The organism is Flammeovirga sp. SubArs3 (genome assembly GCF_947387565.1).
Lineage (GTDB): Bacteria > Bacteroidota > Bacteroidia > Cytophagales > Flammeovirgaceae > Flammeovirga > Flammeovirga agarivorans.
Genome location: NZ_CANDOA010000008.1, coordinates 71,749 through 89,765 on the forward strand (window position 1 = coordinate 71,749; position 18,017 = coordinate 89,765).

An 18,017-nucleotide genomic window follows, 5' to 3' on the forward strand; every position below is an offset into this window, starting at 1 on the left:
TTACTTTCATAAACAGAAACATTGTTACCCTATTTATACTTTTGTGTGACTTATCGCATTTATCATTCACTCATTAAAAGTTTACAACCTTTTTTATTCTTTATGATTAAACGACTTATTCCTAGCTTCATTTTGGTAACACTGTACTATTTTAATGGTATAGCAAACGCACAAATCATCAATAAAACGTCAGAAAATATTAATAAAATAAAAACTGACTCTTCTTCATCTTTAATCGAAATTCAAAAAGAAGTTTATCCTTACCGATTCCCTATTTGGGGACAAAAAGTATATGATAGAGGTTATTCACTCCCATTGCCAATTGGTTTTAGTGCAGGTTACGTGAATAGCTCTATGGGTATGCACATTACCGATCTTGATGTTGGCTTTAAACCTGTCAATGAATTTCAACAAGATGAAAATGGGCAACCTATTTTAGATAAAGATGGCAACCCAAAAAAAGCACCTTATTTTGGTAAAAACCTTCCACAAGAAACTGTTGATAACATTGTAAAAGGTCCTATTTTAGATCAACTAAAAAATGATGTTACATTAGCTACAGCTACTGGTATGAACTATAGAATGGATATGTATATCCTTCCATTTATGAATGTTTACGGTATGGTGTCTGATGTAAAATGTACTACAGCCATTGGTTTAGGTGATATCTCTACAGAAACTTTCGATGCTCTTGCTTTTGGTGGTGGTGTAACGATGGCCTATGGATTTAAAGGATGGTTTGGTACTGTTGACGTGAACTACTCAACTACGGAAACAGATTTACTAGAATCGAACGTAATAGTAAGCACATACTCAGTAAGAGTTGGTAAAAGAATTCCATTAAACCACGGAAAACAAAGCATTGCTTTTTATGTGGGTGCAATGAATAGAAATTTTGTATCTGATGAACCAAGCCCAGGTTATATCCACTTAAGTTCTGTGTTGCCTGGAGATAAAATTCCTGATGAAATACCATTAGGTCCAATTAATGACGGTATAGAAAATAAGATTGCAGAATTATATGATGGACTTCCAATGCCTATAAAGAGAAAAATTGAAAAAGAACTTGGGCGAGTACCAGATGGATCTCAACTCAATAACTTCTTAAATGAAACTGTATCAAAAGAATTTAAAGACAGAATTAATAATACGGCTGTTGAATACAGTATCAAAAAAGAATTAATACAAGCTTGGACTGTACAATGTGGCTTTAGTCTGGAAATCAATAAACATTTTGCTATTAGAGGTGAATATGGTATTGCAGACAATAATAAGTTTCTGATGACAGGTATTAATTACAGGTTTGGTATCAAAAAATAATTAATAAATGTGAGAGCCTCTATTCTAGTAGAGGCTTTTATTTTTAGTAAAAGTTTAATTCTTTAAATTGATTGGTAAAATAACCTAGTAGTTACCATGACAGAAAAAGAAAAAATGATATCTGGTGAACTGTATAATGCAGATGACACCACCTTAGTTCAAGATCGTAAAAGAGCAAAAACATTATGTAAACAATACAATGACTCTCCTATAGATTTGAATGCTAAGATTTTAGAAGAATTATTTCAACAAGATCAATTGAATGTCAATGTTGAAGCTCCATTTAGATGTGATTATGGTTATAATATTACTGTTGGCGATAATTTCTACAGCAATTTTAACCTAACAATTTTAGATGTTGCTCCTGTAACAATTGGAGATAATGTTTTTATTGCACCAAATGTATTAATCGCTACAGCAGGACATCCTATCGATCCAATACAAAGAACTAGAGGAGATGAATTTGGAAAACCTATTACTATTGGGAATAGAGTATGGATTGGTGGAAATGTTGTAATACTACCAGGCGTATCCATTGGAGAAAATGTTACCATTGGTGCCGGAAGTGTTGTTACAAAAGATATCCCTGCCAATACTGTTGCAGTGGGAAACCCTTGTAAAGTAATTAAGCATATATAAATAAAAATAGCCCAAGACTTACGTTTTGGGCTATTTTTATTTATTTCTAATTGCACTTATTGAAGTGCAGTCGTTAAATCTTCAACAGAAGGTGCAAATGAATATCCACCCGTAACAGCTTCAGAGTAATTCATAATCTGATCTGAAACTCCATCTTCGGTATTACCCAACATTCTATCTAGTTGAATATCTACTCTGAATGGATCACATGCATACGAAATAAAGAACAAACCTCTTTCTTTAGCATTACCATAAGGGAAAGATCGTCTCCATATTTTCATAGCCACCCCATCATGTTTGGCGTCTGTTCTAGATACATGAGAATCTTTTGGCATATCATCGCCTTCCAACTCTATAGAATCTGGCTTCGTTCTACCAATAATTTTCTCTTGAACAGCTTGAGGAAGGTCATTAAATTTAGCCAGATTATGAATCCATTTCTGATGAAATACATAACTCCCTCCTGCTCCTATTTCTCCATCTGCGATTAATGCTGCAAGATACTTCTTTTCTTCTTTTGGATTAGCAGAACCATCAACAAAGCCTGTCAAGTCTCTATGATCTTTATAAATAAATCCATTTTCCGAGATTGCTACTTCAGCCACTTTCGCTACTGCTTCCTGGATGTGGATCGTTTGGTCTAGTACTAATGCAGTATCATTACCGATAATTCTAAAATAAAGATCTGTTTGTGTAGCAGGCATGCTGTATCCATTTTTTCCTTGTAGAGTAGCAAAATCCTTTAACTGAGCTGGTTTAATTGCTGGATTTAGTGTTTCCCAAAGCTTTTTACCAAATGAAACTACAATATCAATATCATTAGATGTTTTCTCTAATGCTTTTTTTATTGATGTCTTTAATTCTTGTACATTACTCCAATCAGTGATTGTGAATTCTGTTACATTAAAGGTATTTGTTGTTTCATTAAAAATTGCCTTTTGATAATTACTCATGGGGTAGTAGTTTTATTATTTTGATTGATGACTATTTTAACGTATTAGTCTTAGAACAGGTTAAAGATATCATACAATTATTGTAAATAAGATGACATATATCTCTAATCATTGAAACAGACAAAGACAATATGCTAATACTTAATATATTAGAAACGTTATTCTTTATCTAATAAATGAAAAGGGAAACCAATAAAGGTGAACACTCATTCATCATTTTTTGTTTACACAATACTATTTCCTATATTAAGATCCGTTAGCAGACAGGCGTAAAATCTGTCTAACTTCAATTCAATATTTACTTACAACTATAACTAATGACGAAAATATTGTATGGTCTTTTCATATGGCCAATAACTATACTTCCATTCAGTGTACTGTACAAAATATCAGACTTCTTATATTTTGTTCTTTATAAACTGATTGGATATAGAACTACTGTAGTAAGAACGAATTTAAATAATTCTTTTCCCGAAAAAAGCGATGAAGAAATTAAGGAAATTGAATCAAAATTCTACCGACACCTATGTGATCTTATATGTGAAAGCTTTAAGATGTTCAATATCTCTGAAAAGGAGTTGTTAGAAAGATGTGTATATGATGATATGGACTTGATCAATAAGTACAAGGATAGAAACCTATGTATCATTGGTCATCATTATAATAACTTTGAGTATGCTGCAACTTCAGCTACGGCTAGTGTTGGTAGACAGATTTCATGTTTGTTTTCTAAATTGAGTAATGAATTCTTCAATGAGAAGATTACAACTTCTCGTTCTCAATTTGGTATGAATATGATCCAAAAGGATTACGCAAAATCATTTTTTGAGTCGAAACATGAGAAGCCTATTGGATTAATTTTCGGAGCAGATCAATCTCCAACTTACAGTAAGAAAGTAATTTGGACTAATTTTCTAAATCAAGAAACTGCATGTTTCTTTGGACCAGAAAAGTATGCCAAGGAGAATGATATGGTTGTTATTTTCACTAAGATTACCAAAGTAAAAAGAGGTTATTATCGACTGAACTTTGAGTTGGTAACAGATCAGCCTTTACAAGAAGAGCATGGTTTTATTACAGAAAAACATACTCGAATGTTAGAGAAAGAAATTAAGAAGCGTCCAGAATACTGGCTTTGGACTCACAAAAGATGGAAAAGAACTCGTGAGAAACATGAGGAATTCGTTCCAGCAACAGCATAAAGAAAAAGGGGATGATATTTCATTATATCATCCCCTTTTTATATCTAATTTTTTGCTTTTCTATTGTAATACTTGGAAGTGGATAGCCTCTCCACCACCAGCATTCATTTGAATTAGCATTGTCTCATTCGAGGTCACATTCTTCTCAACAATCTCATAATTCTTAGGATTATTAAGATAAGTTGTTCCTTGAGCATCAGTATAAATAATTGCTTTATACACCTTATTTGGTTCTAAGAAATCTAAATTAATACTTACTGCTCTACCTTTTTCATCTGTGGCAGCTCCAATAAACCACTCATCACCTGTTCTTCTTGCAGTGATCGCATATTCGCCAATTTCACCTGCTAACATCTTACTTTCATCCCAGTCTGCTGTAGATGATGATAAGAATTTAAATGCATCAAGGTGCTTTTCGTAGTTCTCTACTAAATCAGATGCCATTTGCAATGGTGAATAAAGAATAATTGATAATGCCATTTGTTTCACTAAAGTAGTATGAACTCTCGCTTCGTTCATGATCTCAGCAGTAGTATTCCAAGCCACTCTATTTGGTGAGTTCTCGTATTTCACATCAAAAATACCTGGAGTATAATCTAAAGGCCCACCTAACATTCTAGTAAATGGCAAAATTAATGTATGATTTGGAGGGTTACCATCTGACCAACCGTTCCATTCCATACCTCTTACACCTTCTCTAGTCATCATATTTGGCCAAGTTCTTCTAATTCCTGTAGGCTTTATAGGTTCATGAGCATCCAACATAATTTTATGCTTTGCCGCTTCTTCTACCACCTTTCTATAATGATTCACCATAAACTGACCATGATGGTGTTCTCCTCTTGGGAAAATCCCTCCTGCATAGCCTGTTTTTAGAGCATTAATACCTAGTTTTTCATACAGGTTAAACGCTTCATCCATATACTTTTCGTAAGATGGAATATCACCACCAGTCTCATTATGCATTATAAGAGCTACATTATTATCATTTGCGTATTTTGCAACCGCTTCTAAATCGTAACCTTTAGCTGGAGTGATGTGGTCAAAAGCATCCTTCTCTCCCCACTTGTCCCATCCTGAGTTCCAACCTTCAACAACTACACCACCAATATTATGCTTTGCGGCGAAATCAATGTATTTCTTTGCTTCTTCAGTAGTTGCTCCTTGTCTTGGGCCTTCTTTCCATTCTTTAGTACCAATATGAAATTCCCACCAAATACCTAAATACTGCATAGGCTTAATCCAAGATGTATCTTCGATCTTATTCGGCTCGTTAAGGTTGATGATCATATTCGAATTGACAAGATCACTAGCTTGACGTCCTACCTGAATTGTTCTCCAAGGCGTTTTACTCGGTGCAGTTGTTCTTACTTTATCGCCATTTGCCCAAGGTACTAATGCCGATTCATAAGTATATTTTTTGTCATCAGACAGCTTAAGTGTCATACCAGCATAATCGGTTAAAGCTGCTTCATGTAAACTAATAAAATAGTTTTCCTTCGTTTGGAAAGTTACAGGCGTTGCCACCCAACTTGCAGAATCTACATCTGTATGGTTGTAAAGCTTTTCGTAAGTATCATAATCAGCCCAAATCCACCAAGTATCATGGTTATTTGATAACTGGAATTGTGTTTTTTCATCCATAATAACAAATTCCTTCAGGTTATCTTGTTCTGGGAATTCATATCGGAATCCTACACCATTATTAAATACTCTAAAAACTAAGTTCATTTTACGTTTTAAACCATCTTTCTCCCTTAAGTTTACTGTAAGTTCATTATGATGATCTAATACCTTTTTATTTTCACCCCATGGTTGCTCCCATGTTTGGTTCATTGTATTTCTAATCTCACCCACAATTTCAAAATTGTTGATCATTGCTGGTTGATCTTTTAACTCAAAACCTAAATATGATTTTTTGATGATAGGTTCACCTGCCCAAGTAACCGAATACCAAGGAGCCCCTTTATCATCTACCGATACTTCTACGATTAACTTTTCATCTGGAGAATTGGCCACCATATAATTTGGTGTACATGAGAAAGATAAAATTGATAATAATAGAAAAACAAATAGTTTTATAATCTTCATTTTAATTAAGTATAATATCCTAATGAGTTAGGTTGGTTTTTGTTTATTGTAATTCTACAAATACAGGTAAGTGGTCTGAAGGAAATTTCTGACCTCTAGCTTCTGTAATGTGTGCATATCGTAACACTTTAAAATATCCATAAGTGAAAATGAAATCAATATGGGTATCTAAAGGACTATTGTAATCAAAAGCTTCCCAGGTTCCTATTGGACCTAACGGATTTGTTAGACTGATTTGTCTGGTGTTTTGATAATATTCATTGAGAATCTGAACAGGCTTATCTTGAGGTTGAGTATTAAAATCTCCCATTAAAATAACTGGGTATTTACCATTTTGTGATAACTCCTGTGATTTCTTAATTAATAGCTTTGATGATTCTACTCTTGCTTCCTGACCTATATGATCATAATGTGTATTCATCACCACCACTGTTCTTTTTGTACTTTTATGTTTAAGAATGGCCCATGTGCATATTCTTGGTAATGCCGCATCCCATCCTGTTGATGGTTTTTCAGGTGTTTCTGACAACCAAAAAGTACCAGAATTCAACATTTTATATTGTTGAGTATCAAAAAAGATTGCTGAAAATTCTCCTCCACTTTTACCGTCTTTTCTACCCACTCCAATTTGTGTCATGTGTGGTAGACCTTTCTTTAAGTCTTCTAATTGATCTGGTAATACCTCCTGTGTTCCAAGAATTGACACTTGGTAAAATTTGATCATATCCACTACCCAATCTTTTCGGTTTGGCCAAGCGTTATCACCATCTGATGGAGTATTTAAACGGATGTTGTAAGACATCACATTCATACTATTATGCTGTGCTATGGAGGTGAAGTTGGATAAGATAAACAAGGTTAATAATGCGAGTATTTTTCTCATAATCTGAATAGCGATCTTTTAGGATTTCTTTTTGTATAACAAAGGTATTTTATTTTCCTCCTTAGAAAGATGATGTAAATATCTCAGCCGTGTTAAACTCTGTTATATTGCCATAAAACGATGTAAAGGAGTAAAATACCTTTGACCAATACTTTACTCCATTACTCTTAATTTACTTCTTCAAAGCTTCCCAATGAGGATCTTTCATTCCTCCTAAATCAAAGATGGCAAAACCTTTTGCTCCTCCTTTTTTAGCTAAAACCAATGCTTTTTCAAGATCTTCTTGTTTAGGCAATGCTGGAAGGAAAAGACCAGTGTATAATGGTTCTTTATATCTAGATTTCAGATCTTTTACTCCTTGTTCTGTAGCGAACTTAATCCAGTCGATCGGCTCTTCATAGAAATTATTGTAAATCATTGGGAATACCATATCTAATTTAAAGTCATCCCATGATTGTCTACATATTTTTCTTGCCAATTCAGGATAAGGAAAGACAGCAGCAGACAATAATTTTCCTTCTTTATGTACCGCATCATAGATTCTATCTACCAAATGTGTCACAGAGTCATATCTAAACTGACGCCAATCTGCAGATTGTGTAGGGTCTTTCATATCATAGATATCTTCACCGTATTCCGCTAGAAACTTATCTCTACATGTCTGGCAGTAACAGAAATCATATTCAGGGTACTCTTTATCCTGAACGATACCATATAAAGGTTGTAGAGATGAAGCTAAAATCACATCAGAATAACGAACATAATCTAAATGTACTCCTTTTACTCCTTCAATTTGGGCTAATTCTTTTGCTTGTTTGATAATATGATCTTGAACAGGTACTTGCGAAGGACATACCCATTGGTAATAATCAACATATGGATGGTACTCATGACAAGACCTTCCATCGCCACTGACTGTATACCACTCTGGGTGCTTTTGTGCTTCTTTATCACCGTTTCTATTCAAAGTCCACATCCAAGCATGCATTTCAATATCTCTTTTTTTCAATAAAGGATACATCCTCTCAAATGTTTCTTTGGTGCCTCCCAATAGAACAGCTTCTATATTAATTTCTTTAAGTTGATCTAGTTTTTCTTCCCATTGTGCATCACTCCAATCATCATGAGCATGTAGCCACATCCACCTTTTGGGTAATTTTATATTTTCCCCAATGGCCGGAAGCCCTAACATTACTCCTGTTGTTGTTAATCCAGCTAGTTTTAAAAATTCTCTTTTTTTCATATCAAGTGCTTAAGTAATAATTCTTTATTTAATCTATGGGTGAGTAATTACTTCACCATAACTATCGTATCTTACCATTAATGTCTTCTTCTCCTGAGGTATTTCTAGAGAAACAATATACCCACCAGGGATTTTAGTTATTACAGGAATAACTTCTGTTCCCTTGTAGAGAAATGGAGTCTTCCACCCCAATTGATCTAAACTATAGGCATACTCTCTATATTTCAGCCAATAGTTCTTTTGTGCTCTATAAATATCAAAAAGTTGACGGTATAACCTCTCACTTTCTGTCTCAGAAACATCAATATCTTTTTTATCCCCAACTTTATTTTCTGTGAATTGGATGTATCCCCATTGTTCTGGCATATGCATGGCTATTTCTCCCTGTGGAGACCATACCCAATTGTATTCGGGAAAAGAATTACCTGTATTAGGGTCGATCTTCTTTGTATACTTCCCATCAACTACTTCATGTTGCCATTCTACTCTAGAGAAGTTAATTCTCCACCTTCTACCTTCTTCAGGATAAATCAGTACTGGTTTTTCCTGTGCTAAGACTGCCCATGGGAAGGCTATTTCCAAGGTCCATTTATCATCAATATCAGAAGGATCATTAATTGTCCCATACAACTTCACCGCAGACTTGAGTCCTTCAATATGCCAAGCATTCATGTAGGACCCACCATCTCTGTATGGTTTAGTCATCATTAAATCCCAGACTGTATTAAGCAGATTCATCTCGAATTCATAATATTGATGAGAATTTGGGTTCGGATTAATAAATACCTCGAAATCATTATCTTGATATATCACGGCATCTCTTTCTTCAATCGTACTCCATAAGTGGGGTTCTATCAATTCTGCTGCGATATAAAGATAATCTTTGTCCCAAAGCATTTTCATTTTTGTTTCAAAAAGAGGTGCAGGTTGTTTATCCCCTTCAATATCAACAAACAGTTTACTCCATTCTGCTTTTTCCCAATCTTCCTCATCTAAAACTCCATCCACCTCAATTGGCTCTGAAGTTGAATAACATAAATAACTTTCAGGTGTAGGATAAACCTGAGCAAAAGTAAAAAGTGGAAGAATGACTAATTGTATAATTAAGAAAGGTGTTCTCATCTTCTTATTGAAAGCATTTTAATCGAAGAAGTATCATGAAGATACCTCTCCGAAAAAATTTAATTTATAATAATTCTGGGTGCTGTTGATAAACCTTATAGACTAGTTCTCCAAACAAAGTATTTGTCCAGGCGAACCAAGATCTAGTAAATTTCTTAGGATCATTTTTATGGAAAGATTCATGCATAAAGCCTGTATCTGCATGTGTTGCTTTTAATTGTTCTAAGCACCACTTCACCTCAGTTGCATCTGTTGAGGTTAACCCTTTTTGAATGATCGACATTGGCCAAACATAATCCAACCCAACATGTGGACCACCAATACCTTCAAATTTTCCTTTAAAGAAGTACGGGTTATCTTCACTCCAAACAAACTTACGCGTGGCCTGATATAATGGATCTTCTACATCCATACAATCTAAATAAGGCATTGATAATAAACTAGGCACATTGGCATCGTCCATAAAATATTGGTTACCAAAACCATCTACTTCAAAAGCTAATATCTTACCATATTCTAAATGATCTTTAGTAGCATATTTTTTTAATGCTTCTGACACTTCATCTGCTAATGCTGCACACTCTTTTGCAAAAGAAGAGTCTCCAATTACATTCGTATAAATATCTTCTAGTTGTCTTAAAGACGCAACTGCAAAGTAATTCGATGGGATCAAGAATGGTAATAAAGTTGAATCATCTGAAGGTCTAAACGCTGATACAATCAAACCACATGGTTTTAAAGATGCTCCAGCACCCCAATTGGCCATGGTATCTTCATACTTCTGTGTTTTTCTTGAGAAAGTGTAAGGTCCCACACCATCTTTTCTCTGTTGTTCTTTAAAAGTCTTTAAGATAAGTTTTGATGCTGTTTTCCATTGATCATCAAAAATAGAAGTATCGCCCGTTTTTTTCCAATATCCATTGGCTAGCCTTACTGCATAACATAATGAATCGATTTCCCACTTTCTTTCATGAGTACCTGGTTTCATATCTGTTATATCAGAATCAGCCCAATGTGATTTTACAGTTTCATCTTTTTCAAAAGCATTGGCATATGGATCAAGTAAGATGCAAGCCGATTGGCGATTCACCAATCCCTTGATCATTAACTTCAACTCATCGTCCTCATTAGCTAAAGGTAGATAAGGCCACACTTGTGCTGTAGAATCTCTAAGCCACATAGCAGGAATATCACCTGTGATGACAAAGGTATCTGGCCTTCCATTTTCGATACTGAACTCAATGGTTGTATCTAATGTATTAGGATAGCAATTCTGGAACATCCATCTTAATTCAGGATCAGAAATTTTCTTTGCTACCTTTTTTATTACTTTCTCCACTGCCTCCGATGTAAATTTTCTTTCATTTAACGGAAGTCTATTGGATACATATTTATCTTTTAATAACTCAGATGCTAAAGCACCTGAACCTGTCATAGTTAAACCTGACGCTACTAATCCAGTTGTCTTTAAAAAACTTCTTCTTTTCATGGTTCTAGTTTTCTAAATTATTTAAACACTTGATCTGTAACTGACTTTTAATATCAGCTGCTGTTAATTTAGTTCTACTTACTTTAATCACTTTCTCTACTCCGGCATCTAAGTGAAAGTAGTTATCAGAGAAATGTGCAATTACATTTCCATTTAAAGTGAGAGCTACACTTTCAGCAAAAACATCTGATGATAACTTAATCGTTACCTCTCCATTAATATCTTCTACTGATGATATAATGCTTGCTTTTGGTAATTGTTGATTTTTGGGCTTCACAAAGAAAGCATAATTAAGTGCTTTTACTTCTTTGTTTTCACCTACGGATTTCAACAATAAATAATGAGTTTTCTTATCATTCGAAGAGAATTTCTTCCCAAAGAAATCTTTCAACGATTGATGAACAATCTCAGTACTTGAATTCTTTTTAACAGAAAAATCTACTGATTTCGAAGAGATTAACCCTTTTTTAAAATCCCTTAACTCTACAATTAATTTAGAAGTATCTCCTTTCCAATGATCATTGACAAAATCAACTTTCAATGAATCGTTCTCAACATCTGTAACAATAATTTGTGGCTCAAAAGATCGCTTTACAGTATAATGTAGAGCCTTCCACTCTCCATAATAATCTATTGACGACCATGAAGCAGCTGGCCAACAATCATCTAATTGCCAGTACAATGTCCCCATACAATATGGCATATTACTTCTGTGAGCTTCAAAGCCCTGACGCATACCGTCTGCTTGTAGTAACTGCCCTACATAAACAAAGTCTTCAAAGTTTTCTGGTACTTTAAAGTCACGTTCCATATATACTTTAATCAAGCCGTTACCAGTGTAACTTTTTTGATGGGTATTCATCACTTCTGTTTCTAACCCCCAGTCTTCTTCTACAGTAAATTTCTTAATTGATTCAAAAGATGGGAATGATTGGAACCCATATTCACTCATAAATCGAGGAACATATTCTTTAAAGCTTTCGAAAGGATATTTACCATGCCACACCCCCCAGAAGTGATTATCTCCAATAGAAAAATCTTCTATTTTACCCCAATTTGATATTGGAGATGAAGGATAATAGAATCGGCCTTTATCTAATGAATTGACCATTTTAGGAAGTAATTCATCAAATAACTTTTTATAATCCTCTTGTAATTTATCTTGAACGTCTTGACTCCATTTGTAACTATCTTGCCAACCCCAATTATCCCAGGCAACACCAACTTCATTATTACCACACCATAATGCTAATGAAGGTCTATTTCTTAATCTTTTGATATTGTATGAAGCTTCTTCTTTAACCTTACGAAGGAAATCTTTATCTCCTGGATACATTGTACAAGCAAACATAAAGTCTTGCCATACCAATAATCCCTTTTCATCACATTGGTCGTAGAAATAGTCACTTTCATAAATACCTCCACCCCAAATACGCACCATGTTCATATGTGCTTGCGTCATGCTTTCAATCATCCAATCATAACGATCCTTTGTAACAGAAGGTAAAAAGCTATCTTGTGGGATATAATTTACCCCTTTCATAAACACTGGCTCGCCATTAACTTTCACATAGAAACTTTCCCCTAGACTATCTGGTTCATTGACTAACTCTACAGTTCTAAATCCAATTTTATTCAATTTTTCATCTACTAACTGTCCTTCCACCATTACTTGAGCTGTAATGTTATAACGGCGTTGTTCACCTAAGCCATTCGGCCACCATTTTTCTGGATTTGATACTTCTGCATCTAAGAAAACTTTATTGATCCCTTTTGATAATTGGATTGATCTAGCTTCTCCCGAAAATGTTGTTTCCTCTGATGACAATCTAACTTTAGCTTCAGTATCTACTTCTGAATACACCTCAATACTTGCAGATAAAGTCGCCTTTTCGTCTGTTAATGATTGCTGAACGATATGGACATCATTAATTTTTGCATTGTTCCATATCACCAAATTGATGTCTCTCCAAATACCTGATGTCACAAACCTTGGACCCCAATCCCAACCAAATGAATAGGGAGCTTTACGTGAATAAATACTGAACTTTTCTGCTCTTGCATCATTATCTGCTGGGTATTCAAAGCCAGCTTGATCGCGTAAGGGTTTTGTGACTTTGATAGGAGAATGAAAATACACTTCAAGTATATTCCCTTTTTGCTTAAGTAAACGAGTTACTTCTTTTTCATACCCCACAAACATATTGTCTGAAGAAAGAATTTTTTCTCCATTTAATGTTACATCTGCATAAGTATCTAAGCCATCAAACTTTAATGAAAATTGTTGTTTATCTAGGTTTACAGGAAGATCGAACTTGGTCTTGTATACCCAATCTTCTTCCTCAATCCATTGTAAATCTTTTTCATTTTGTCTGTAAAAAGGATCTTCAATAAGTTTGTTTGCCAATAAATCAGTATGTACCACACCAGGTACTGTAGCTTTATACCACTTACTTTTGGAAGCTTGTTTAAATTCCCAATTTTCTTGAATGGGGTATTGTTGTTTAGTGGTTGTGTTTCTTTCCCAGTTCTCAGTACAACTGAACAATCCAAGGAATACAACTAGTGATAGATAGTAAGTCTTTATGTTCATGATTTTTGATAGAAAACTGCCCATAACATATTGTCATGGGCATATTTATATTACTCTAGCTCACCAAACAAATAAGTAGAAACAAACCAGAAGTTTTGTTCATCTTCTTTAAGTTTCTGTGCTGTTGGAATATTCACTGTAATTTCATGTTCACCAGTAATCTTTTCCATAGGGAAAATCATTGGTGGAACGTCAGAACCAGGACACCAATTTGATCTTGAAAGATCTGATGAAGCTTCTGGCTCTTCAATTTTTTTAGTCTTATATTTTTTAGCTTCCCAATCGATGTAATCTACATTTCTAGTTTTTAACCAAACCCCAGATGTTGGATTAAATCTTCTAAAAGAAGCACAATCTGTTCTCCAAGGAGTAAACTTAAATAATTCCTCTCCATCTAACTTTATTATATTCTCCGTCGGTACGAACTCATCTCCACCACTATGGCCTCCATGACCTGTAGTAATGTAACCTAAGTTTACAGATTTTGCGTTTTTAGGAATGCTCACTTTAGCTCCAATATCTGCTCTTTGGAATTTATCACAACCTCTTTGAGGTGGAATATATCTCACAGAGTTCAATACCGGTGCGATCCAGCGTTTTTTTGCTGGTTCATAGGCATTCTCCGATTCATCAAATCTTAATTTCACATCAACATTATAACCTTCTTTTGTCCAAGTATCGATATGAACACCAACATATACTTCACCTTCTAACAATGGCAAAAGATGCGTAATGTCTTGCTTCCATTTTGCTTTCTTGGCCCAACCATCAATGTATACAGGCATTCTATTAGGGTACTTCACTGTATCTTCAGAATAGAAGCCTACTCCAAAAGGTGTCATGAAACGCATCAGTTCAACTGCGGGTTGATATTCACCCTCAGCCACCATACCTGGGAAGTTATCTGTCTTTTCTGCATCTTCAGAATGCTGTAATGTAAATTGACCTTGAACAACACTCAACATATTTACACCATTCACTGGCATTACAAAAACAGACCCGGCCTTATCCCAACGGTCTCCTGCAGATGTTTCCTCAACGATAATACTCACCTTCGTCTCTCTCTCAAATTTGGGAATACTTATTTTACGGAGCATAATTCTCCCAGATTCGATATAAAAAGGTTGAGTATCGCTTACATTAATACCATCTTTTGTAAGGTTAGGATCAAAATACAGATGTTCGTTGTCAAATACATGATAAGTCTTATCGCCGATACTTGCGATTTCTTTTGGTCCACACCCGATCACTAAGATGGCCAAAATTAAAGAGGAAATAATGTTGTTTTTCATGATCATTCGTACGATGTTTTTTTGCTAATTGTATAATAAAATCAGGCAGGTAATTGACTCTTTAATGCTACAACGGTATCCATAGAAGTAACACTCCTTTGATACTCAGCATCAAGGTTTTCCTTGCTCATTGCTACTTTGTCGTTTTTAAACTGCATCAAACTGTTGATAGTCATGGATGCACTTGAATGCACTGCATGTACATTCGACTTTTCTATTATTTCTTTGACATTGGAAGGTAAAACACCACTCCCTGCCATTATTTCAATTCTTCCATTAGATTGATCAACCAATGTTTTTAAAGTACTCACCCCTTCAAGTGCTGTCATTTTTTGTCCTGATGTTAGTACTCTATCTACACCTAATGCAATCAAATCTTCTAAAGCTTCTTTTGTGTCTCTTGCCATATCAAAAGCTCTATGGAAAGTTACTCCCATAGGTTTTGCTGCCTCAACTAAGGGTCTACACCTATCAACATCAATTCTTCCTTCTGCAGTAAGTGCTCCAATCACTACACCGTCCATACCTAGCTTCTTTGCCATTCTCACATCTTCAAGCATTTCTTCAAATTCTAAATCTGTGAAAAGGAAGTCACCACCTCTTGGTCGTATAATGGGAAAGATATCAATAGTCACTTTTTTTCTAGCCGTAATCATGCAGCCTTTGCTTGGAGTTGTTCCTCCTTCAAGTCTTCCTCCACAAAGTTCTACACGATCTGCTCCACCCTTTTCAGCGGCTATAGCAGAGTCTACCGTATAAGCACAAATTTCTAAAGTCGTTTTCATAATTGGTTGGGCAGGACTACTCCTGCCCTTCTTTTTTCATCCTCGTTTTACTAGATATTAATAGCAATGTTTGATGGTGGAGGTGTATTTATTCCTAAAGTTTTATTTGGAGTTTCTGACATTTCAAAAACTAATTGCCCACCATTCATTATCTCTTCGTGTGTGATATATAATCTATCCAATTTTTCACCATTCAATGTGATCGATTGGATGTATTTATTCTTCTCTGAAACGTTATTTGCAGTTACTGTAAATGTTTTACCATTTGATGTGTTTATGGTTGCTTCTTCAAAAATTGGAGAACCAACTACGTATAATCCTTGAGCTGGGTTTACAGGGTAAAAACCAAGTGCACTAAATACATACCAAGCTGAAATCTGTCCACAATCTTCATTTCCTGCAATACCCTCAGGTGTATTATCGTATTGGGTATCCATAATTTCTCTTACTTTCTCCTGTGTTTTCCAAGGCTCACCGGCATAATTATACAAATACGCTATATGGTGTGATGGCTCGTTACCATGAGCATATTGACCGATTAAACCAGTAATATCAGGAGATACATTCGCACCTGTCAATTCAGATGATGCAGTAAACAACTCATCTAATTTTTTAAGGAAAGCCTCTTTAGAAGGATACAAATCAATTAACCCTTGAACATCCTGTAATACAAACCATGAATGTTGATAAGCATTTCCCTCCGTGTAATCTGTATTTTCTCTATGATTTGCCTCAGCAGGATCAAACGGCAATCTATATTTACCTTTTGTAGATAACCCTCTCATAAATTCCGTTTCTTTATCAAACAACGGTTTGTATGCTTCAGAACGCTTCATGTATTTCATATAGGTTTTCTCATCACCTACTTTTTTAGCTACTTGTGCGATACACCAATCATCATAAGCATATTCTAATGTCTTAGTCACTGATTCATTTCCTTTATCAGAAGGGATAAAACCATATTTTTTATACGCTTGAAGATCTCTTTCATCTTGCATTGAAGTTTTCACCATCGCTTCTAATACTCTATTCGGATCAACCCCTTTGATGTTTTTCAAAACAGCATCTGCTAACACAGGCATAGCATGATATCCAGTCATACAATTTGTTTCATTACCTGCTAAAGCCCATACAGGTAATAAACCTGTCTCGTCAAAGTGAGCTAACATTGAATTAATGAAATCAGCATTTCTTTTTTCTGATTCTACAATCGTCGCTAATGGATGAACCGCTCTAAAAGTATCCCATAAAGAGAATGTACTGTAATAAGTAAACCCGTCCGCATGATGTAATTTATGGTCTGCTCCTTTATATTCTCCCATAGCATCTGAGTGAGTCACAGGAGCAATTTTAGTATGATATAAAGCAGTATAGAAGATCTCTCTTTCCTTCTTATTTTTGGTTGTTACCTTAATTTGACTTAAAGCATTTTCCCAAATATCAGACGCAGCTCTCACTTTTTGATCAAAATCGTAAGCTTTTGCTTCTTGATTGATTGCTGCTGCTGCTCCTTCTAAAGATGCTGAAGAAATACCCACAGCTGCATTCACTTGTTGTTGATTATCAACTTTATCAAAAATTATTTGAGCTACTAAACGTTCTCCTCTTTTTTGAACTTCAATATTTTTGATTTTTGAAGAGAACTTCATCTCAAAATACACTCTCTGATCTTCTGCCCATCCACTTGAAAGACGATAACCTTTTATTGTATTTTCGTTTTTCTTTTCTAATGCTGATTTCTGAACTCCATCCCAATTGACTGCAAAACCTAAGTTAATTACAACTGACGGTTCTTTAATACTTTCTGGATAAGTCCAACGATGAAAACCTGTATGTAAACCTGTAGTTACTTCTGCTTGTATACCACTATTTTGTAATAGCACTGAATAGTAACCCGGCTTGGCAGTTTCCTGATCGTGAGAATATTTTTCTGTGTATCCTAATTGGTTTCTATCTTGGATATTGGCGTCTAATCTATATTTCTTATCTGTTGGTAAAATCAAGATATCATTAAGGTCTCCTATTCCTGTTCCGCTTAAGTGTTGATGACCAAAACCAATAATTAATGAATCGGAAATATGGTATCCTGATACCCAATCCCATCCACTTACTCCATTTACAGGACTACATTGTACTCCCCCATATGGTAAAGTGGCACCAGGAAATGTATGACCATGTTCTCCCGTACCTATGAATGGATCAACATAATCCACTAAACGTTCGGTATTTTTAGTCTCATTTATGGTTTGAGAAGTTTTTGTACACGCTATATTCACAATACCAGCGGCCAGTATTAGTGACATTCTTTTTAAGTAGTAATTGATAGACACTGTGTTAATAATTTTAGATCGTTGTTAATACACTAGTTAAGTGTTTTTTCTACAGCAAAAATAAGAAATATCAGT

General features: G+C 34.9%; 13 protein-coding genes. 3 read left to right on the forward strand and 10 right to left on the reverse strand.

Annotated features, from left to right (window positions below; all coding sequences use genetic code 11):
- The first annotated feature begins 102 nt into the window (after positions 1-102).
- Positions 103-1,320: a hypothetical protein gene (locus QL232_RS20675; protein WP_281615600.1), complete on the forward strand. Its 1,218-nt coding sequence runs from the start codon at positions 103-105 to the stop codon at positions 1,318-1,320.
- Between the two features lie 96 nt (positions 1,321-1,416).
- Entirely contained in the window at positions 1,417-1,959 is a 543-nt protein-coding gene (locus QL232_RS20680; RefSeq protein WP_281615601.1) for a sugar O-acetyltransferase, read from the forward strand.
- 56 nt (positions 1,960-2,015) lie between these two features.
- On the opposite strand, the gene QL232_RS20685 is transcribed toward QL232_RS20680, so the two are convergent.
- Positions 2,016-2,912, reverse strand: a complete 897-nt coding sequence (locus tag QL232_RS20685) for a Dyp-type peroxidase (RefSeq protein ID WP_281615602.1) — start codon at positions 2,910-2,912, stop codon at positions 2,016-2,018.
- 317 nt (positions 2,913-3,229) lie between these two features.
- Here QL232_RS20685 and QL232_RS20690 point away from each other — a divergent pair, with 317 nt between their 5' ends.
- Positions 3,230-4,114 carry a hypothetical protein gene (locus tag QL232_RS20690; protein ID WP_281615603.1) on the forward strand — a complete coding sequence of 295 codons (885 nt, stop codon included), beginning with the start codon at positions 3,230-3,232 and terminating at the stop codon, positions 4,112-4,114.
- Positions 4,115-4,174: 60 nt separating this feature from the next.
- Here the strand turns inward: QL232_RS20690 and QL232_RS20695 are convergent, their stop codons facing one another.
- From QL232_RS20695 to QL232_RS20735, 9 genes are all read right to left on the reverse strand, one after another.
- Positions 4,175-6,205, reverse strand: coding sequence for a glycoside hydrolase family 97 protein (locus QL232_RS20695; RefSeq protein WP_281615604.1), 2,031 nt, complete (start codon positions 6,203-6,205; stop codon positions 4,175-4,177).
- Between the two features lie 43 nt (positions 6,206-6,248).
- Positions 6,249-7,088, reverse strand: coding sequence for an endonuclease/exonuclease/phosphatase family protein (locus QL232_RS20700; protein ID WP_281615605.1), 840 nt, complete (start codon positions 7,086-7,088; stop codon positions 6,249-6,251).
- Positions 7,089-7,260: 172 nt separating this feature from the next.
- Positions 7,261-8,331, reverse strand: a complete 1,071-nt coding sequence (locus QL232_RS20705) for a putative glycoside hydrolase (protein WP_281615606.1) — start codon at positions 8,329-8,331, stop codon at positions 7,261-7,263.
- A gap of 33 nt (positions 8,332-8,364) precedes the next feature.
- Positions 8,365-9,453, reverse strand: coding sequence for a carbohydrate-binding family 9-like protein (locus QL232_RS20710; RefSeq protein ID WP_281615607.1), 1,089 nt, complete (start codon positions 9,451-9,453; stop codon positions 8,365-8,367).
- 64 nt (positions 9,454-9,517) lie between these two features.
- Positions 9,518-10,942 carry a glycoside hydrolase family 125 protein gene (locus QL232_RS20715; protein WP_281615608.1) on the reverse strand — a complete coding sequence of 475 codons (1,425 nt, stop codon included), beginning with the start codon at positions 10,940-10,942 and terminating at the stop codon, positions 9,518-9,520.
- Positions 10,943-10,946: 4 nt separating this feature from the next.
- Entirely contained in the window at positions 10,947-13,535 is a 2,589-nt protein-coding gene (locus QL232_RS20720; RefSeq protein WP_281615609.1) for a glycoside hydrolase family 2 protein, read from the reverse strand.
- A gap of 50 nt (positions 13,536-13,585) precedes the next feature.
- Positions 13,586-14,827 carry a PNGase F N-terminal domain-containing protein gene (locus QL232_RS20725; protein WP_281615610.1) on the reverse strand — a complete coding sequence of 414 codons (1,242 nt, stop codon included), beginning with the start codon at positions 14,825-14,827 and terminating at the stop codon, positions 13,586-13,588.
- Between the two features lie 41 nt (positions 14,828-14,868).
- Positions 14,869-15,612: a copper homeostasis protein CutC gene (locus QL232_RS20730; RefSeq protein ID WP_168884877.1), complete on the reverse strand. Its 744-nt coding sequence runs from the start codon at positions 15,610-15,612 to the stop codon at positions 14,869-14,871.
- A gap of 50 nt (positions 15,613-15,662) precedes the next feature.
- Positions 15,663-17,915, reverse strand: a complete 2,253-nt coding sequence (locus QL232_RS20735) for a GH92 family glycosyl hydrolase (RefSeq protein WP_281615611.1) — start codon at positions 17,913-17,915, stop codon at positions 15,663-15,665.
- Positions 17,916-18,017: the final 102 nt, after the last annotated feature.

Bases quoted from the DNA above. Each gene is read 5' to 3' on its own strand.
- QL232_RS20705 (WP_281615606.1), bottom strand. From the start codon at position 8,331: ATGAAAAAAAGAGAATTTTTAAAACTAGCTGGATTAACAACAACAGGA.
- QL232_RS20715 (WP_281615608.1), bottom strand. From the start codon at position 10,942: ATGAAAAGAAGAAGTTTTTTAAAGACAACTGGATTAGTAGCGTCAGGT.
- QL232_RS20735 (WP_281615611.1), bottom strand. From the start codon at position 17,915: ATGTCACTAATACTGGCCGCTGGTATTGTGAATATAGCGTGTACAAAA.
- QL232_RS20730 (WP_168884877.1), bottom strand. From the start codon at position 15,612: ATGAAAACGACTTTAGAAATTTGTGCTTATACGGTAGACTCTGCTATA.
- QL232_RS20685 (WP_281615602.1), bottom strand. From the start codon at position 2,912: ATGAGTAATTATCAAAAGGCAATTTTTAATGAAACAACAAATACCTTT.
- QL232_RS20700 (WP_281615605.1), bottom strand. From the start codon at position 7,088: ATGAGAAAAATACTCGCATTATTAACCTTGTTTATCTTATCCAACTTC.
- QL232_RS20680 (WP_281615601.1), top strand. From the start codon at position 1,417: ATGACAGAAAAAGAAAAAATGATATCTGGTGAACTGTATAATGCAGAT.
- QL232_RS20720 (WP_281615609.1), bottom strand. From the start codon at position 13,535: ATGAACATAAAGACTTACTATCTATCACTAGTTGTATTCCTTGGATTG.
- QL232_RS20725 (WP_281615610.1), bottom strand. From the start codon at position 14,827: ATGAAAAACAACATTATTTCCTCTTTAATTTTGGCCATCTTAGTGATC.
- QL232_RS20675 (WP_281615600.1), top strand. From the start codon at position 103: ATGATTAAACGACTTATTCCTAGCTTCATTTTGGTAACACTGTACTAT.
- QL232_RS20690 (WP_281615603.1), top strand. From the start codon at position 3,230: ATGACGAAAATATTGTATGGTCTTTTCATATGGCCAATAACTATACTT.
- QL232_RS20710 (WP_281615607.1), bottom strand. From the start codon at position 9,453: ATGAGAACACCTTTCTTAATTATACAATTAGTCATTCTTCCACTTTTT.
- QL232_RS20695 (WP_281615604.1), bottom strand. From the start codon at position 6,205: ATGAAGATTATAAAACTATTTGTTTTTCTATTATTATCAATTTTATCT.